The following is a 16,521-nucleotide window of genomic DNA, read 5'->3' on the forward strand; positions in this document are numbered from 1 at the left end:
GGGAGATTGCCGCAATGAAGAAACTATTCCGTGCTGCCGCCGTCGCAGCTGCCGCCGCCCTGGCGTTGTCAGCCTGCGGCGGAGTAGGAGCCTCCAGCGACCCGGCCAACGTCAGCCCCACCGGGGAGATCAAACCCCGTGAAATTTCGTGGCTGCTGTCACGTCCGGCCGACGGTGCAGTCATCAACATCATGAAGAAGCTCGCTGACGACTATGCCAAGGACCACCCGGGCTTCGCACTGAACCTCATTACCACCCCGGACCGACCCTCCTACATCCAGAAGCTGGAGACCCTGGCTGCGGCCAACAAGCTCCCTGAGCTCTTCGACACGGACGCCACGCCCTTCGCCCAGCAGTTGGCAAAGCAGGGCAAAATGGTCGACGCGGAGAAGCTCCTGAAGTCACTGGACATCTACGACGACTACCGCCCCGGGGCCCTGGACTACCAGCGCTTTGACGACGGCTCCTTGTACATGATCCCGTTCCAGTTCGAGCTGGAGTACTTCTGGTACAACAAGAAGCTGTTGGAAAAGGCCGGCGTTACGGTGCCGAAGTCCCTCGATGACATCCCGGCAATGTGCACCGCGCTGCGCACTGCGGGAATCACGCCGATCGCCATTGACGGACAGGACCAGTGGCCGCTGGAACGCTACGTGGCCTATCAGCCGTTCCGGGAAGCCGGTCCCGAGTTCGTCCAGAAGCTGAAGAAGGGCGAGGCGAAGTTCTCCGATCCTGCCGGCCAGAAGACAGTCCAATGGATGGCCGAGCTGGGCAAGGCCAAGTGCTTCCAGGATGGCTTCTCCGCCCAGGGCTACTCCGACGCGCAGAACCAGTTCACCTCCGGCCAGGCGGCGATGTATAACATCGGCACCTGGGAGCTGCCCAGCCTGGCCACCGACAAACTGAACTCCGCGGTCCGGGACGACGTGGACTTCTTCACCCTGCCGACGACGGACGGTTCGGTGACGTCGGCCAACGAGTTCGTCTCCCCGTCCGGCATCGGAATGGCCGTCAACTCCAAGACCTACGATCCGCTGGTGAGTGACTTCCTGAAGTTTGCCCTGGCGAAGTACCCTGCCGAGTACGCGGCCACCGGTGCCCTCTCACCCACCACGAATGTGAAGACGACGGTCCCGGCCAACGCCACCCCGCTGTACAAGAAGGCCCTGGAGACGGCGGACACCCTCGGGGCAAAGCAGGCCATGCCGTGGGACACCCAGCTGGACCCCACCACCAACGGCAGGCTCCAGCAGGAACTCGTGCTCCTGGTGCAGGGCAACATCACGCCTGAGCAATTCACCAGCACCATGGACAACACCATCAAGCAGAACGCCCCCAAGTTCTTCAAGTAAACCGCAGCGGCGGGGGATCGGAAGGTCCCCCGCCCGAAAGGCCCAGCCATGCTTCCCAACAGGTCAAGGACCTCAGTCCTGGTTTTCCTGCTTCCACCGTTGCTGCTCTACTGCGCAGCCGTACTCTTCCCGATTCTTCAATCGTTGTTCCTCAGCTTCTTTTCCTGGAACGGCATCAGCGACATGGAATTCGTCGGGCTGGATAACTACGTCCGGATGCTCACCGCCGATGACATCTTCTGGCGCTCGTTCTTCAACGCGCTCCTCTACCTGGCCATCTGCCTGGTCCTGCAGCTCGGCGGCGCACTGGCCGTCGCCAGCCTGCTCACGTCGCTTCGCCGGGGACGGGAGCTCATCAAGACCCTCTACCTGCTGCCCGCCGTGATCTCCACGGTGGCCATCGCGTTCCTCTTTGTACGCATCTACTCCATTGACCCCGTCGGACTGCTCAACCAGCTCCTGCATTGGATCGGGCTCGGCAACCTGGAACGCGCATGGCTGTCCGACGTCAACACGGTGCTCGCTGCGGTCTCCGCCCCAGAGGGCTGGCGGTTCACCGGGCTGTACATGCTCATTATCTACGCAGCGCTGATAGCCGTGCCCAAGGAGCTGGAAGAAGCTGCGGTTCTGGACGGCGCCTCAAAATGGACGCTCTTCACGAGGATCCGCTTCCCGTACATCCGGCCGGTGTGGATTACGACGACGATCATGGCCACCACCTACGGCCTGCGCGGCTTCGACATCCCCTACCTCATGACCAACGGCGGTCCCGGCCAGTCCTCCGAACTGCTCACCACCTACATGTACAAAACAGCATTCACCAGCACCGACTTCGGGTACGCCAGCACCATCTCCGTGTTCATCGTGATCGAGTGCCTGGTCGCCGTCGGCCTCATCCTGTTTATGCTCAAGCGGAAGGCAGACTCATGATCACCCAGACAGCGCCGGCTACTCCACCCACCGCCGTCGTGCCCCCTGCACCCGCCATCACAAGGCGACGCCGGAAGCCCAGCCTGTACCGGACCCTGTCGCGGGTGCTGATCATGCTGATTGTGATCGTTCAGGTTTACCCGCTCGCGTGGCTGTTCCTGACCAGCCTGCGCACCGAGCACGACTTTGCCACCGGCGACCCGTTCGCCCTGCCGAGCTCGCTGACGTGGGAGAACTACGCGCGGGCGTTCGAAACGGGCGATCTCGGCCGGTACATCCTGAACAGCTTCATCGTCACCATGGGTGCCAACGTCCTGATTGTCCTGTTTGGCATGATGGCCGCCTACGCCATCCAGGTCCTTGGCTTCCGGCTGAGCAGGTTTGTCCGCGGGCTGTTCCTGATCGGAATCATCGTTCCCGTCCAGATCGCCCTGGTGCCGCTGTTCATCGATTACTCAACAGTGAACCTGCTGGACACCTACCAGTCGATGATTATCCCCCTGGCCGGCTTCGCGCTGCCCATGTCCATCTACCTGTTCTCATCATTCTTCGAGTACATCCCGCGGGAAACCTACGAAGCCGCCTCCCTTGACGGCGCGGGCCCGTACCGGATCTTCGGACTGATTACGCTGCCGCTGTCGCTGAATACAGTGGTCACCGTGGTGCTGGTCAACAGCATCTTCATCTGGAATGACTTCATCTTTGCCAACACGTTCGTCCTCTCCGAGGACCTGAAAACAATCCCCCTGGGCCTGCAGAACTACATCGGCGCCATGGGCAAAGTGGACTGGACCGCCACCTTCGCCGCTGTGTGCGTCACCATCACGCCCCTGCTCCTGGTCTTCCTTGTACTGAACAAGGCCATGATCCAGGGCTTGGAAGGCGGGGCGACGAAGGGATGACGGCCATGGCTGATGGATATACTCCTGATGGAGGACAGATGATTTCGCAGGAGAAAAACTCAGGCAACGCGGCCACCCCCGATGTTCCTGTGAGGAAAAGCCGTGCCCAGCCTGTGACTCTCCGCGAAGTAGCTGAAGCAGCCGGTGTGTCCACTGCCACGGTGTCGCTGGTGATCAACAAGAAGAAGAACGCCCGCATTGCAGAGCAGACGCGTCAGCGCGTCAAGGACGCGATCCGGCAGCTCGGGTACCGCCCCAACGCGATGGCCAAGACGCTGGTCAGCGGCACCTCACGGTTCATCGGGCTCGTCGCAGACGGTGTCGCGACAACCCCGTTCGCGGGTCAGATCATCCATGGGGCGCAGGACGAAGCCTGGAAACACGGCTACGCGCTACTGATCGCCAACACCGAGGGAAACCGCGATCTGGAAACGGATGCGATCGCCATGATGCTGGAGTACAAGGTGCGCGGCATCCTGTACTCCACATGGTTTCACCGCCCCACTGTCGTCCCGGAAACACTTCGCGAGGCGGACTTCGTCCTGGTCAACTGCTTCTCGCCGGAGCCCGGCGCTGCCCGTGCTGTTGTACCCGACGAAGAGCAAGGTGGGAAGTCCGCGACGGAAATCCTGCTCCGCGGCGGCCACCGGCGCATCGCCTTCATCAACGCCACCACTCCCGCGCCTGCCAGGGACGGACGGCTCCAAGGTTACAAGGATGCGCTGGAGGCTGCCGGAATTCCCTTCGACCCGGAGTTGGTGCTGGAAGCTTATCCGGATCAGGAAGGCGGATACGGCGCTACCGAAGAGTTGCTCAAGCGCAACGTGGCCGCTGTGTTCTGCTACAACGACCGGATGGCCATGGGACTTTACGACGGCCTGCGGGAGAACGGGCTCTCCATTCCAGATGACATGGCTGTTGTGGGTTTCGACAACCAGGAGGTTATCGCGGCCCACCTTAGGCCTCCGCTGTCCACGGTGTCCCTGCCCCACTACGAACTCGGGGCGGCAGGAGTGCGCATGCTGCTGGGCCTGGACGAGGCCTCCAACGACGCTGCGGTGAAGATCATGTGCCCCGTCGTTGAACGGGCGTCCGTGGCGGTGCACTCACCGGCGTAGGTTGCCGGGCGCCTGGGGGAGCGCCGGCCGGAAGAGAAGTACGACGGCGGCACCCGGTTGGGCCGGCGCCGTCGCCTCGGTCCGGGCGCGCTACGTTTGCCGGGCGGCCAGGACTTCCTTGATCCGGGTCAGGTAGGGCCTCATTTGGGTTTCCCACCAGTGGTCGGGGTCTTCCGCGAGCACTTCGTTCGCAGGGAGTTCAATGACGGTTCCAAGAGTGAGAGTGCATCCGGTTGAGGTCGGTTCAAGGCGATAGGTCGAGCGGCTAGTCATCTCGCCCGGCGATATGGGCCTCGTAGTTGCCCACCACGGGCTCTCTTCACCGATGACCTCGATGATGGAAACCGAACCGTCGCGGCCGATGAAGCACTGCTGTTCCCCGACGCCAACAGGTGTCCCCGGGACGGTGAAGGCCCGCTGTGCGTTGGAGAGCAACACGGCGCTCTCGGCCGGCCGGATCAGCGACCAAACAGTGTGGGCATCGTGTTCGTAGGATTCCGAGATGTGCGCGCTGTAGGTCTTGGTGTGTCCGGCCGCGGCAGCGGCCTCCGCATTCTTTGCGGACTGCACCGCCCGCTTGGGCCGGCGATTGACCACGGCGGAAGCGATGAGCAGAGTCACCAACATGGCGGTTGCGGTCAGGATGATGCCCAGCCCTAGCTCCGGCCTGCCGTAGTAGCTGATCACTGAGGCAACCACGGCGATGGCCAGGTAGCCGGCAGTGAAGAGGATGGTGTGGAGGACTTTGACGAGCGTGATCACTTGGTCATTATGAACTGCGTCCGCCGTTGGCTGTGAGAGGCCGCTACCGCGCGGCGGAGTCCGGCACCGAACCCGCCGGAGCCGCCGAACCCGCCGGACCCCAGGAGGCGAGGAGGGCGAGGCCCGCGGCCACCGCGGTGCTCAGTACCACTGCTCCCAGCCAGAGCGAGACGGGCCAGCGGATCGCGTCCGTTACCGCGAACGCCACGAGCTGTCCCGTCCACAGGACAGCCGCGATTCCTCCCGTGACGGCCGGCAGCCGCCTGCGCAGCCAGGTCTCCGGAAGCCGGGCCAGCAGCAGGTCAGCCGCGACGGCGGCAGTGGTGGCGCCTGCGGCTCCAGCAATGGAATACGTGCGGAATCCCAGCATCGCGACGGGCAGCCACGCTGCAGCGGCCACCAGCATGGTGACAACCCCGCGGGCCGGACGCTGCGCCACGGAAAGCATGAAGAGGAAGGGGGCGATGATCAGCAAGGTGGTCAGCAGGTAGCTGGCCAGGGTGACGACTACCGGCAGCTCCGACTGGACGCGCCCGGGGCTGCCGACCGGCGTCGGAACAAAGAGGGCCGTTGGCCCCGGCCGGACGAAGGCGGAGACGTAGATGAGGAAGAACGCTCCCAGCCCGGTCATCAGTACGACGGCGAACAGTGCCGCCGGGGTCAGGGCCGGGGAATCGTCGGGGCTGGCCGAATGACTGGCCCGGGCGCTGCGGACCGCAGTGCCGAGGATGAGGAAGAGGCTGAAGCCCAGCAGCAGGTGGGTGGGGCTGACCAGGGCGTCCAGCGAGACCTCGATGCCCAGGACCTCGTGCCACAGCAGGTCCAGGCCGCCGGCTGTGGCAAAGAGGATGAGCCCCACTACGGTTCCCCGGTAGCCGGGCGGGATGGCCTGCACCAGCGGTTGCCCCGGCTCCCGGTTCCGGAAGATCACGACGGCGGTCCACGCCGCCGTCGCCAGCATGCCGGAGTAGAGGGCAGCGTGCCACGGGGTGAAGAACGTCTCCAGGCTGGGCAGGTTCAGGTGTGCCCAGCCGTCCAGGAAGACGGCCAGCACCAGCCACAGGCCCAGGAGTTCGGTGACCAGGTCGCGGCGTCCGTGGGTCCTGGTATTGCGTGCAGTTTCGAGCATCGTTGGCCGCTTCCGGGAGCTGTTCAGTGAGGGGATGGCGCCTAAACCTGTGATGTCCTGTCAGCGGCAGGCCGCTTCCACAGCGCGGTAGCGAGGACAACTACCCAGAGCAGGAATGCCCCGATGCTGATCCGCTCGCTGATGCCCAGCACGAGGTTGGGCCCCGGGGCCGCCATGAATGCCACCATGCCCATGACCGCAGAAGACGCGAGCGAGACGATCGAATAGGCGCGCATCCGGCCGTGGAACCCCGCAGCCACGAAACACATTGCCGCGACCATAAGGGCGAGCTGAATGTTGGTGACGAGGATATGCATGGGAACGGAAGCATCGTCCCCCAGTGTCAGCGGGTAGAGGGCGCCCATGATGTTCCAGAGCCCGTACCCGATGAGCATGCCGCCGCCGATGCGCAGGGCGCGGTTGCCGCGTACGGAGTTCCAGACGCCCACCCCGAACGCGGTAAACAGCACAGTGTAGAGCCACGTGAAGGGCACCAGGACGTCCCGGCCGGGGGAGCCGACGGCGAAGAGCTCGCTCACCATCTGTTCCGTGCGGCGGTACCCGTCCCACGTAGACGCGGCCACGACGTCTGTGGCAACCACGTAGAGCAGCGAAGACAGCGCTCCTGCGGCGAGAAGGGCCTTGCGAGTGACGTCATTGCGGCGGTCTCCCTGCAGTGCAATCCGCCTGCGCTGCGGGAGTCGGCGCTTGTCGATTGACATGTCCGGATGTCCTCAGAGACCGCGGTCCGGCAAAGGCTCGGTGCAGGGGCCCGCGGGCATCCGCCCCAGCGCCTATCTGCTTTAAGCTTTGGCCCGGTTGACACAGGTTGATAGGGCCGAACGGCCTTGCCCTTCGCCCCTAAGTACCGCCACATGCACCGGGGTGGCTGGGATAGGCTCCCTTGGGACCTGAACAGGCATTGCTTGGGACCGCAACAAGCATCAACTGCAAAGGGTGGGCAATACTTTGGATCTGCTGGGCGGCATGGGCCGCGACGAACTCCGCAACTTTTCCTGGGCTGCGGCCATAGTCTTCGCGCTGGTGGCCGGTGTCTGGCGTTGGCGCAGGCTTCATTGGACGGCGCTTGGAGCTGTTTTGCTCTTCGCGGCCCTCAACGCGGGTGCAGGGATCTACGTCCTGAATAGTTTCCGTGATTCGCGCTGGTCGGCGGGGGGAGAACCGCCGTTGAGCGCTCCGTCGTTTTCCGAGACGCCTATCGTGGGGCAGTACCTTGGCCCCCTGGACTCCACTCTGCAGGGAGTGGTTGGTGGGGTGAACGATTTCGTGGCATTCACGCAGGCACTTCCCGTAGCGCTGGACTTCCTTGCCGTGTCCGGCTGGGCCCTGCTGCTCTCGTTCCCGCTTGCCATTCTGGCCGCCGTCATCAGTTTTGCCATGGCGAGGCGCCGGTCGGCGGAGTTCGAAAAATACCGTGCCACCGTTGACCTGCTCAAAGTTGAGCTTGAGCAGGTCAAGCGGCAGATCTCTGCAGCGGAGGGTGGCGGCCACGGCACACCTGTATCCTGACAATGTAGGTTGAAGGGCGCCAGTGGCCATCGACCAAGCTCAGTTCGTGGCCGGATGACGGCCGGAATCCTGGGCCGTGGCCTTGGACGTCGTGGAATCACCGCCGCAATCGTCAGTCGCCGATCGGCTCCTCTGACGCTTGGAATGGATCTTTATCACTACCGACACGCCAGCTCCCGTGGGAATCCCGACGTCGGTCCTCAACCACTCGCGCGCAGCTGCGGTGGATGAGCGTGCTCCCGTGACCTGGTCCGAGGCCGGTGAAAGCATGACCGCGCGATGGCGTTCAGCAAACGGCAGACCGGCGCCGACGCGCGTCGAAGTGGTCTCCGACTCCCTCACGGCCGATGATGCGAACCGGATGGCGTCACAGGGGATTGCGATGCTCTGGCATGGTGACTTCCACAACGCACGGCAGATCCTCAACGCCATAGACCGGCGGATAAGCGCCGGAAAGAAGGACGTATCAGCAACTCCGGCCGATGGGTTCTATCGGCATCGCCAGTCCCGCTCGCACCGTGCACGTATTCTCGGCCTGCTGCTGATACCCCTTGATCCGGGCCCGGTGGTGCCGCTGCGCCGCGCACCGGACATCCGGCAGGCCGCCGCCGAAGCGTATGGGGACATCGGCGAATCTTCCGTTGTGTCCCTGCATGAGCTGGTCGGGGCCATTGGCGCCCACGAGTGGCGACGGAATGGCGTCCACGTCGATGCCCTGCAGGGCCGCATCCACCCGCACTATGGCACGTTCTTCCCCACCCGGAGCGAGTATGTGGATCTCGTCGCCGCCGCTGCGCTGCCCGCTGACACACTGGCGTTCGACGTCGGAACCGGCACCGGGGTGCTCGCTGCCGTCCTCGCCCGCCGTGGCGTCCGCCGCGTGGTGGCGACGGACAATGAACCGCGTGCCATCGCCTGCGCCGCTGAGAATTTCCGGAACCTCGGTGTCCAGGACCGTGCCGAGGCCGTCCTGGCCGACATGTTCCCGCCCGGACGGGCACCGCTCATCGTGTGCAACCCGCCCTGGATTCCGGCCACGCCGCATTCCAGCCTGGACAGCGCCGTCTACGACCCCGGGAGCAGGATGCTGTTCCGCTTCCTGAACGGTCTCATCGACCATCTGGAGCCGGGCGGTGAGGGCTGGCTTGTCCTCTCCGACCTGGCCGAGCACCTTGGCCTGCGGACGCGTGACGATCTGCTGACCGCCATCACGGCGGCTGGACTGAAGGTGGTGGAACGGCTGGACACCAAGCCGACGCATCCGAAGGCATCGGACCGCGACGATCCTCTGTTCGAGGCGCGCACGGCCGAGGTCACGTCGCTGTGGCGGCTTGTTCGCCGATAGTCACAACCTTCCGCCGTCGGGATTCACGACGGCGGTCAGTCCGCGGCGCCCGGTCCGTCCAACAGCGCGCTGGTGCTGCTCTGGGGCACCACCACGTGGACGGCGTTGCGCTGGACAGTGAAGTCGGTGGGCGTGGTATATTCCGGTTCAACGAGGAACGGTCGTTCACGCTCGCTCGTGCTTATCGCCCTAAAGTGCTGCATATTTCCCCCAATGTTGTCCGGCACCCTTATTGCCTTGCTGGGCGTTCATTCAAGGGCGTGGTCATCCGGAAGCCGAATGCGGCCCATAGGTTCTGATCGCTAGCCTCCGCTATGTATTCGGCCCGGAGCTCTAGCAATTCACCAATTCGGGCGAGGTACAAGACCGCCCTTTCCCCATTCGAATTAGCAGGCGGTACCACAGCAGCTGCTTCGTCGAAGAGTCCGACTATCAGAGGTGCGTCGGACGCTATGAATATCGCCCGGCGCAAATGCGCGACGTGGCGGAGAGTGACCGTGACGTTGCCCTCGTGAAACGCCACCAAAGGCCTGTTTCCCCGCGTATGGATGGTGGTGCCTGCTCTATTTCCGTTGACGTCCTCGGCGCCTGTGATGAGGTCGGTCCCTTCCCACGCCGTAGATCGGGCACCGGAAATGAGGAGGGTACCGATTCCTGCTTGCCGCGCGTTGAGACGAGCCAGCGGACTCTCCTCGGAGAAATGATGGACACGGCCGAAGCCTGGAGCCGGAAACAGGAGCCCTGAAAGGCTTTCGCGAAGCTTGCGCGCCCGGCTGACGGTGGTTCCCGGCATCGCCGACTGTCCAGAGTTGCGAAGTTCCAAGGTGGCTGAGCGATCCCGCCCAGCGTCGTAATTTGCGGAGGCGGACCGTGCTTCGACAGATGGCGTTCCCCGAAGCGTCAATCCCGCTTCAGCGGGCGACGCCGAAGTTATAGAGCGCGTCAGCGGAACGGATCGTTCGCCGTCGCGCCTTGGGCGGGTGAAGTCCAGCGTGGCCGTCGGCCGCACGTTGTACCCCCAACGCCCAGGGTCATCACTGTTCTGGTCGAAGGTTGCGTCCGGTTGTTTCGGCTTCCTGCGTCGGGAGATGTATGTGATCTCTGGGCGGGGAGTCAGGCGTCGGCTGTCCAATTCAGAGACTCAATCTATAGTCGGCGGCCACGCCGGCAAGTCCATTTTGATAACCCTGACCCACCGCCCGAAACTTCCATCCGTCGCTGTGACGATACAGCTCCCCAAACATCATGGCCTTGATCGGGGTTTGGCTGCCGCCCGGGATGTCGAACCTCAGGAGTTCACGGTTTCTCTCATCGGCAAGCCGAACGTAAGAGTTCTTCACCGCGCTGAAGTTGCCTGGTCCGCGTACGTCGGGATCGACGTAGACCACGAAGACAATCTTCCGCACTGTGTCAGGAACTTGGTCCAGATGGACATCGATTTGTTCTACGTCCTCTGTGCCGGCGAATTCCACGCCACCCGCGGGGCACGAGAGTTGATTGAAGAACACAAGATGATCATCAGATAGGGCTTTTCCGTCATGGCCGCACATGATTGCTATAGGTACCAGCTCGGATTGCGGTCCCCGACTCGGGGTAACAGTCCAGCCGAAACCCACGAGGACGGTTCGGAGGTCGGGGTTCTCGGCCGTCAACGACGCGTTGCTGCCGGAAATCATTGATGGCAACTAATTTCCTTCCAGATGAAGAGAACCCAGATCGAATTTATCCTGAAGGAACCGACCATGAATTGCGAGTTCCGTTGCTGCGCCGCTTCGGACCTGATCATTGAGGTTCATCGCAGTTGCATGCAGTGTCGATAGCTGCGCAAATAGGACGAGGGACGCGGGAGAATCGTCCTGACGGGCCGATTCCGGAAGCATCAAATACGTGTGCAACGATGTCGGGAGGTAGTCGCTGACGACAGCCCCGAGCAATACCCACTGTTCTGTGGACCCGCCGGACACCTGCATGTGCTTTATCAATGCCATGACTAGGTCGTCAATCTGACGGAACTGGGAGTAGGCGACGGTCGGCAGTTTTCCGGCGCTGAGGCGCAGGTCAGCGCGAAGCGCGCTCAGCGCACTTTTGATTAGGGCTAGGTCATCGGTGCTTTCGACTTCGGCGATAGGTCGCTGTTCGGCAAGGGCTTGGTGAGTGTAACCATTGCCGAACAGCGAACCCAGAAACTTACCGACCATTTCGTTGGCGTGCGTCGCGCATCACTTGCCCTCTTGCTGACGAACCCGTTCGAGATAAGGGCGGGCGCGCTCCAGACCGGACTCGAGGGCCAAGACCGTTCCCTCCATGCTCTTGTTCGCCTGTGAGCGGAAGGTGTCGATTGCATCCATCGTCTGGAAGACGTTGTCGAAGGCCCTCTGGAGGGTTTCCACACTGACACCGGAGCTGGCAGCCTGTTGGTGAATTCTGCCGGTCTGATCCTTCAACATTTCGCTGGTTTTTAGGATCATGTTGTTAGTTGTGGCGTTAATGGCATCGATCTGGTCAAGCACCATCTTCTGATTGGCAAGCGCTTGGGCTACGATCACTGCCGTTCGAAGGGCCGAAATCGTTGTAGTGCGTGCGCGCTCAACACCCTTGATGAGCTCAGTGTTGTTCTTGCGGATCATGTCGATGGCCAAATACCCCTGCACGGAAACCGCGAGTTGCGTGAGGATGTCTTGGTGCCGCTGACGGATGGGAAAGAGGACGTCCGAATCAAGCTTGTTAGCCTCCTCGATGTGCCCATCGAGTTTCATCGAGTCGATCTTTTCGACTGTTGCAGCATCCAGCGCTTTGGCAAAAACGGCATACTCGCTCAGGCCCTGCATGGTGTCCCAAAGCTGGGTCTTTTCTTGGGCGAGACTCGCGTTGTCTTTCAGAAGCTCGTCTTGGCCCGCCATAAGCGACTTGATGATTTTGTCCAGCTGCTTTTGGGCTGATTCATATTTCTGGAAGTACTTGGCCAGCTTGTTGCCCCCGGGAAGAACACCGAGGATCTTGCGGCCAACGCTCAGATCGGCACGGTTAGGGGTGAGATCTTCTACAGTCGATCGCAGCTCGCCGAGAGTAGAAGCAACGTAAACTTGGGCGCTATTTCCTGACCTTTTGGCACCCGCAACCGACGTCGAGGAACGCTCGAGAAGACGGCTCGAAGTGTTCGACGAAGCCACCAGCTGCTGTCCTGCAAGCCTATTAATCCCGTCTATCTTACTAGTGTATTCGGGGCTGTGAGGGTTCAGAGCGGCGACTTCGGCTATGAAAGTTCTAGCCTGCTGGTTGATCTCCGCCTGGCGCTCGGCTGGCACGGGAACCATACCTGGTGCTGCGTCTTCATGGACGATCTCCGGAGCTTCGGGAGCCTTCAGGAGGAGAGGCGAATCGGACGCACTCGGTGGCGTCAGCTGAATACTCATAGTCGAATCCTTCGCGTAGGGGTGTTATCCGAGATGGACGCCGATGTCACCGGCGACACCGGGTGAGTCCGGCCATTTTCTGCTCCTTCAGGTGGTTTCCTGGGGCGTGGTTCATGGAAGTGCGAGACTTCCATGAACCACGCGTCTAACTAGTCCAGCGCGATACCGAAGTCAGAGGCAATGCCGCGAAGCCCCGTGGCATATCCCTGGCCCACAGCCCGGAATTTCCAGTCTCCGTTGTGGCGGTAAATTTCAGCGAAGATCATGCAGGTTTCCGCTGCTGCGTCTTCGGTCAAGTCGTACCGGACAATTTCGTTATCGGTGTCTTCGTTGACGACCCTACAGAAGGCGTCTCTGACCTGCCCGAAGTTCTGCCGGCGAGCTTCCGCCTGATCAATCGACACGACAATGACAATCTTTTCGATCTCAACAGAAACGGCAGCCAAGTCGATGAGTATCTGTTCGTCGTCGCCCTCGCCCTCTCCGGTGCGGTTGTCACCCTGGTGAATGACCGAACCGTCCGAGGAGGACAACTGGTTGTAAAAAATGAAGTCATCGTTCGATCGAACTTTGCCGGAGGCGGTTAGAAGGAGCGCCGAAGCATCGAGGTCGAATTGTTCACCGGCTGTCGTACGCGGATCCCATCCCAATCCGATCATTGCCTTACGAAGTTGGGGATCGGCTTTGCTGAGGGACAGATTACTTCCCTTGCTTAAGGTCAAGCTTGCCAAGGTTGTCTCCTTAGATGTGTGGGTTTGATTTTAGAGAACGCTTGCTGCGTGCTGGATAACGTCATGAGCTGTCTTGCCATTAGCCGGAGCGCCTATCGCCTGGAAGCTCCATGCGCCTCCGACACGGGACAGTTTCGCCATCACCATTGCCGTGTAAGGACCTGATTCTCCCAGTCGATAGTTGGCAACTTCGGGGCTGCCCGGCACAGAGTCATCAATGACCCGGCAGAACGCGTTCTGAACCATATCGAACGTCTGTTGGCTGTAGCTAGTAATGACAAAAACGATGTGTCGCACCGCAGCCGAGACTGACGGCAAGCTCACTTTGATTGTTTCGTCGTCGCCATCGCCGTCGCCGGTGAGGTTGTCACCGGTGTGCTGGATGGACCCATCTTGGCTGCTCAACTGGTTGAAGAACACAATATCCAGCGGCTGTCGGTTGGCGTCGAAAAGAATCGCTGAAGCATCCAGATCAATCTCGACCGTTTTTGCCGCGCCGAAAAACCCGCGCTTTGGAGGAATAGCTGAATCCCAACCCAAGCCTAGGCGAATGTAAGTCAATGATTCGCCGTTTTGTTTCGTCAAGGACAGCGTCTGCCCTTTTTTCAGACTCAACCCCATTGTTTTACTCCCCTCGTATGTCTATTTACTAATCGTTGAAACCGGTTGTGGCGATTCAGCCTCGACAGTGGACCGTCTGTTACGAATGACTGAACCCGCGAATGCGGCGCCGATGAAGACGACGCCGATGAGCCCGGTGACGACCTCATTTACCGGCACCGTAATTGTGACTAACAGGATGACGGCAAGTGCGCCGATTGCCCAGTGGGCGCCATGGTCGAGATACTCGAATTCGTCGAGAGTTCCCTGCCTCACGAGGTACACGGTCAGCGAGCGGACGAACATAGCTCCAATGAGTCCCAGGCCGAGGGCGATGATGATCGGATCAGACGTGATAGCAAACGCGCCGATGACGCCGTCAAAGGAGAAGGAGGCGTCAATAACCTCCAAGTACAGGAAGAGCATGAAGGCTGCTTTGCCCGCGAGCTTGGCTGCGCCGCTCGGTCCAGCATGGATGGCAGAAGAGGCATCATCGAAATCAACGTCGCCATCTTCGTCCACATCGAATAGGTTGCCCAGGCCATTTACCAAGAGATACGTGACCATTCCCATGAGTCCGGACAGCAGAACGATGCCTTGGTGTTCACCCGAAAACCAGCCCGCAACTGCCAGGGCAACTAGGCCGACAACCATGGAGGCGCCCTCTAGCCTGCCAATTCTAGCTAACGGAATTTCCAGCGCCTTGATCCACTTGATGTCACGATCATCGAAGATAAAATCCAGAAAAAGCATAAGCAGAAATAGTCCACCGAAGGCTGCGATCTGAGGGTGGGCCTCATGAAGCAAATATCCGTAGGTTCCGGGAGTATGAGGATCCCCCTTCTGAAGTGCCAGGTTGACCGCTTCGACGGGGTTCAGCTTGGCCGTAATCCCGACGATCAGGAGTGGGAAGAGGATGCGCATCCCGAACACAGCAATCACGATGCCGACGGACAGGAACATCTTTTGCCAGAACGGGTTCATGCGTTCAAGAATGCGCGCGTTCACCACCGCGTTATCGAAGCTGAGACTAATTTCGAGGATGCCAAGGATGAGGCAAAGTATCAGCGCCTGCGGACCACCGTAGAAGATGGCAATTAGCAAAGCGGCCGCGGTTACTCCGAACGACCATCCGAAAGTTTTTAGAATCACTATTAATCCAACTCCTGTAAAGCGGGTCCGGCCGCCGGCAAGCGGTATGACTTCGACGTGCTACCAGGAGTAAGTCCCCCCTGACTCGTTTGATTATCTTAGCCACGCTTCGTCTCTTGAACAGGGTTGGGGTGGCCATAAGTGGCACCCTTGGGAAATCTTTCCCTGATCTTGATCTAATCTTGAGGAATGGATCATTTACTCATTCTGCTACTACTATCTGCCCGCAGTGTCTGAGTGTGTGGACAGTTATATTTAGTAGGAGAATTCGGCGGGAGAATGTCATTTCATCGACTACGTCCTGAGCGGCAGGCCGGATGCCAGTGCACAATCAATGGGGGCATTAGATGTCAGAAATCAATCAGATGGTCTTCGATTTGTCTCCACGATCAGGCGGAAGGCGCGAAACTCGGCTCTTATTAGGTGTCATTTTCATTACTGTGGCCCACTAACCCTTGTAGTGACCGAGTTGAGATGCCGGACGGAGAAGCGCGCGCTTCGAGGTACAACTTGTCTTCTAAGTACTAGATGGCGCACCTGACGCTGGATCAACAGCGCGAGGCAGCCGTTTTGACGAACGTCAGCATTATTCCAGTCAGCAATCAACGAACAGGACGAGTAATGGCACTTTCTCTGGACAAAATTAGCGCCCAGGCGCCAAGTCTTCTCCCTCTGGCCAAGACTGCATCTCAGGCCGTCGACCTATCAGGTTTGAACGGCCAGACGGCCAAGGTCGCTGTTGCACTGGACTACTCCGGCTCTATGGGATCGGTTTACAGGTCAGGGGCTATGCAGCGACTGGTCGAGAAGGCACTAGCCCTGGCAACCCAGTTCGACGACGACGGAGCCATCGATTTCTTTGTCTTTGACTCCAAGGCTGCATACTTGGGCGAGATCACCATCGATGACTTCGCCAGCTCCGTAGACCGCCTGACCAAGGGACGCCATATGGGCACTACGAACTATGCCGACGCATTCCTGACTATCCGGAATCAATTTGGATTTGCTCCGCCGGCGCCGCCCAAACGGGGTTTCTTCGGACTCGGCAAAGCACAACCTTCGCCGACCAGCACCGGCCCGGCACCCGCGGACATCCCGGTGTACGTGCTGTTCCTGACCGACGGCGCACCCGACAATAAGGACGCAGCCATTCAAGCGCTGACCGAAGTGTCCACCTCTCCGATCTTCTGGAAATTTCTCTCCATTGGACAGCAATCTATGACCTTTCTCGAGCAGTTGGACACGCTCACGCAACGTTTTGTAGACAACGCGAACTACGAGCCCATCGGCGACGTGGACGCGATTAGCGACGCCGTACTATTCGAGAAGATGCTGACCGAATTCCCGGATTGGCTCCAAGAAGTCCGTAACAAGGGTCTCATCAAATAGCGTCCACATGAGCCGCGGCCGCAGGGTTCCGGGAGGTTCAAGCCCTTTCCCGGTCCACAAAATCTTCCAGTCTTAGAGCGCCATCACGGCCTTCCTGGCCGGGCAGACTTTGTGAGCTGCCTTGGCCCCAATTCGCCTCGGGAACCTTCGCGTAGGACGGAGCCGAAG

The 16,521-nt window shown here is 60.6% G+C and carries 16 protein-coding genes and 1 pseudogene; 7 read left to right on the forward strand and 10 right to left on the reverse strand.

Going from position 1 to position 16,521, the window contains the following annotated elements; translation table 11 throughout:
• Positions 1-14: 14 nt before the first annotated feature.
• The 4 genes from AC1MDG_RS04990 to AC1MDG_RS05005 are packed head-to-tail and all read left to right on the forward strand — an operon-like array spanning position 15 to position 4,302.
• A complete protein-coding gene (locus AC1MDG_RS04990; RefSeq protein WP_479807921.1) occupies positions 15-1,352 on the forward strand; it encodes an ABC transporter substrate-binding protein in 1,338 nt (445 codons plus the stop codon).
• Between the two features lie 48 nt (positions 1,353-1,400).
• The gene (locus AC1MDG_RS04995) at positions 1,401-2,282 is read left to right on the forward strand and encodes a carbohydrate ABC transporter permease (protein ID WP_479807922.1); all 882 of its coding nucleotides are present in this window, start codon (positions 1,401-1,403) and stop codon (positions 2,280-2,282) included.
• A complete protein-coding gene (locus tag AC1MDG_RS05000) occupies positions 2,279-3,184 on the forward strand; it encodes a carbohydrate ABC transporter permease (protein ID WP_479807923.1) in 906 nt (301 codons plus the stop codon). Before AC1MDG_RS04995 ends, AC1MDG_RS05000 begins: the two co-directional genes overlap by 4 nt.
• Positions 3,185-3,222: 38 nt before the next feature.
• Entirely contained in the window at positions 3,223-4,302 is a 1,080-nt protein-coding gene (locus AC1MDG_RS05005) for a LacI family DNA-binding transcriptional regulator (RefSeq protein WP_479807924.1), read from the forward strand.
• Positions 4,303-4,392: 90 nt separating this feature from the next.
• Here AC1MDG_RS05005 and AC1MDG_RS05010 read toward each other — a convergent pair whose 3' ends face one another.
• Genes AC1MDG_RS05010 through AC1MDG_RS05020 form a run of 3 tightly spaced genes read right to left on the reverse strand, consistent with a single transcriptional unit; the run spans position 4,393 to position 6,915 of the window.
• A complete protein-coding gene (locus AC1MDG_RS05010) occupies positions 4,393-5,064 on the reverse strand; it encodes a hypothetical protein (protein WP_479807925.1) in 672 nt (223 codons plus the stop codon).
• A gap of 43 nt (positions 5,065-5,107) precedes the next feature.
• The gene (locus AC1MDG_RS05015) at positions 5,108-6,193 is read right to left on the reverse strand and encodes a hypothetical protein (protein WP_479807926.1); all 1,086 of its coding nucleotides are present in this window, start codon (positions 6,191-6,193) and stop codon (positions 5,108-5,110) included.
• A 41-nt stretch (positions 6,194-6,234) separates the two neighbouring features.
• Positions 6,235-6,915 (reverse strand): DUF998 domain-containing protein, encoded by a 681-nt coding sequence (locus AC1MDG_RS05020; RefSeq protein ID WP_479807927.1) that lies wholly within the window; start codon positions 6,913-6,915, stop codon positions 6,235-6,237.
• A 235-nt stretch (positions 6,916-7,150) separates the two neighbouring features.
• Between AC1MDG_RS05020 and AC1MDG_RS05025 the strand changes: the two genes are divergently transcribed.
• Both AC1MDG_RS05025 and AC1MDG_RS05030 read left to right on the forward strand, forming a co-directional pair.
• Complete coding sequence (locus AC1MDG_RS05025) at positions 7,151-7,723, forward strand: hypothetical protein (protein ID WP_479807928.1); 573 nt, start codon at positions 7,151-7,153, stop codon at positions 7,721-7,723.
• Between the two features lie 268 nt (positions 7,724-7,991).
• Positions 7,992-9,068, forward strand: a complete 1,077-nt coding sequence (locus tag AC1MDG_RS05030; protein ID WP_479809022.1) for a methyltransferase — start codon at positions 7,992-7,994, stop codon at positions 9,066-9,068.
• Between the two features lie 35 nt (positions 9,069-9,103).
• Here AC1MDG_RS05030 and AC1MDG_RS05035 read toward each other — a convergent pair.
• The 7 genes and pseudogenes from AC1MDG_RS05035 to AC1MDG_RS05065 form a co-directional block, all read right to left on the reverse strand.
• Positions 9,104-9,202: pseudogene (locus tag AC1MDG_RS05035) on the reverse strand (diacylglycerol kinase); the annotation flags it as partial.
• A gap of 999 nt (positions 9,203-10,201) precedes the next feature.
• On the reverse strand, positions 10,202-10,744 hold the full coding sequence (locus tag AC1MDG_RS05040; protein WP_479809023.1) for a TerD family protein: 543 nt from the start codon (positions 10,742-10,744) through the stop codon (positions 10,202-10,204).
• 9 nt (positions 10,745-10,753) lie between these two features.
• Positions 10,754-11,266: a hypothetical protein gene (locus tag AC1MDG_RS05045; protein ID WP_479807929.1), complete on the reverse strand. Its 513-nt coding sequence runs from the start codon at positions 11,264-11,266 to the stop codon at positions 10,754-10,756.
• Between the two features lie 21 nt (positions 11,267-11,287).
• Positions 11,288-12,481 (reverse strand): toxic anion resistance protein, encoded by a 1,194-nt coding sequence (locus tag AC1MDG_RS05050; protein ID WP_479807930.1) that lies wholly within the window; start codon positions 12,479-12,481, stop codon positions 11,288-11,290.
• Positions 12,482-12,630: 149 nt separating this feature from the next.
• Complete coding sequence (locus tag AC1MDG_RS05055; protein ID WP_479807931.1) at positions 12,631-13,212, reverse strand: TerD family protein; 582 nt, start codon at positions 13,210-13,212, stop codon at positions 12,631-12,633.
• Between the two features lie 30 nt (positions 13,213-13,242).
• Positions 13,243-13,833 carry a TerD family protein gene (locus AC1MDG_RS05060; protein ID WP_479807932.1) on the reverse strand — a complete coding sequence of 197 codons (591 nt, stop codon included), beginning with the start codon at positions 13,831-13,833 and terminating at the stop codon, positions 13,243-13,245.
• 21 nt (positions 13,834-13,854) lie between these two features.
• Positions 13,855-14,964 carry a DUF475 domain-containing protein gene (locus AC1MDG_RS05065; protein ID WP_479807933.1) on the reverse strand — a complete coding sequence of 370 codons (1,110 nt, stop codon included), beginning with the start codon at positions 14,962-14,964 and terminating at the stop codon, positions 13,855-13,857.
• Between the two features lie 528 nt (positions 14,965-15,492).
• On the opposite strand from AC1MDG_RS05065, the gene AC1MDG_RS05070 reads away from it, so the two are divergent.
• Complete coding sequence (locus tag AC1MDG_RS05070) at positions 15,493-16,353, forward strand: VWA domain-containing protein (protein WP_479807934.1); 861 nt, start codon at positions 15,493-15,495, stop codon at positions 16,351-16,353.
• The last annotated feature ends 168 nt before the right edge of the window (positions 16,354-16,521 follow it).

This window comes from Arthrobacter sp. AIWTK1 (assembly GCF_056680535.1).

Excerpts from the sequence above, each read along its gene's own strand:
- AC1MDG_RS05060 (WP_479807932.1), bottom strand. The coding sequence starts at position 13,833 with ATGGGGTTGAGTCTGAAAAAAGGGCAGACGCTGTCCTTGACGAAACAA.
- AC1MDG_RS05030 (WP_479809022.1), top strand. The coding sequence starts at position 7,992 with ATGACCGCGCGATGGCGTTCAGCAAACGGCAGACCGGCGCCGACGCGC.
- AC1MDG_RS05020 (WP_479807927.1), bottom strand. The coding sequence starts at position 6,915 with ATGTCAATCGACAAGCGCCGACTCCCGCAGCGCAGGCGGATTGCACTG.
- AC1MDG_RS05040 (WP_479809023.1), bottom strand. The coding sequence starts at position 10,744 with ATGATTTCCGGCAGCAACGCGTCGTTGACGGCCGAGAACCCCGACCTC.
- AC1MDG_RS05045 (WP_479807929.1), bottom strand. The coding sequence starts at position 11,266 with ATGGTCGGTAAGTTTCTGGGTTCGCTGTTCGGCAATGGTTACACTCAC.
- AC1MDG_RS05005 (WP_479807924.1), top strand. The coding sequence starts at position 3,223 with ATGATTTCGCAGGAGAAAAACTCAGGCAACGCGGCCACCCCCGATGTT.
- AC1MDG_RS05015 (WP_479807926.1), bottom strand. The coding sequence starts at position 6,193 with ATGCTCGAAACTGCACGCAATACCAGGACCCACGGACGCCGCGACCTG.
- AC1MDG_RS05070 (WP_479807934.1), top strand. The coding sequence starts at position 15,493 with ATGGCGCACCTGACGCTGGATCAACAGCGCGAGGCAGCCGTTTTGACG.
- AC1MDG_RS04990 (WP_479807921.1), top strand. The coding sequence starts at position 15 with ATGAAGAAACTATTCCGTGCTGCCGCCGTCGCAGCTGCCGCCGCCCTG.
- AC1MDG_RS05000 (WP_479807923.1), top strand. The coding sequence starts at position 2,279 with ATGATCACCCAGACAGCGCCGGCTACTCCACCCACCGCCGTCGTGCCC.
- AC1MDG_RS05050 (WP_479807930.1), bottom strand. The coding sequence starts at position 12,481 with ATGAGTATTCAGCTGACGCCACCGAGTGCGTCCGATTCGCCTCTCCTC.
- AC1MDG_RS04995 (WP_479807922.1), top strand. The coding sequence starts at position 1,401 with ATGCTTCCCAACAGGTCAAGGACCTCAGTCCTGGTTTTCCTGCTTCCA.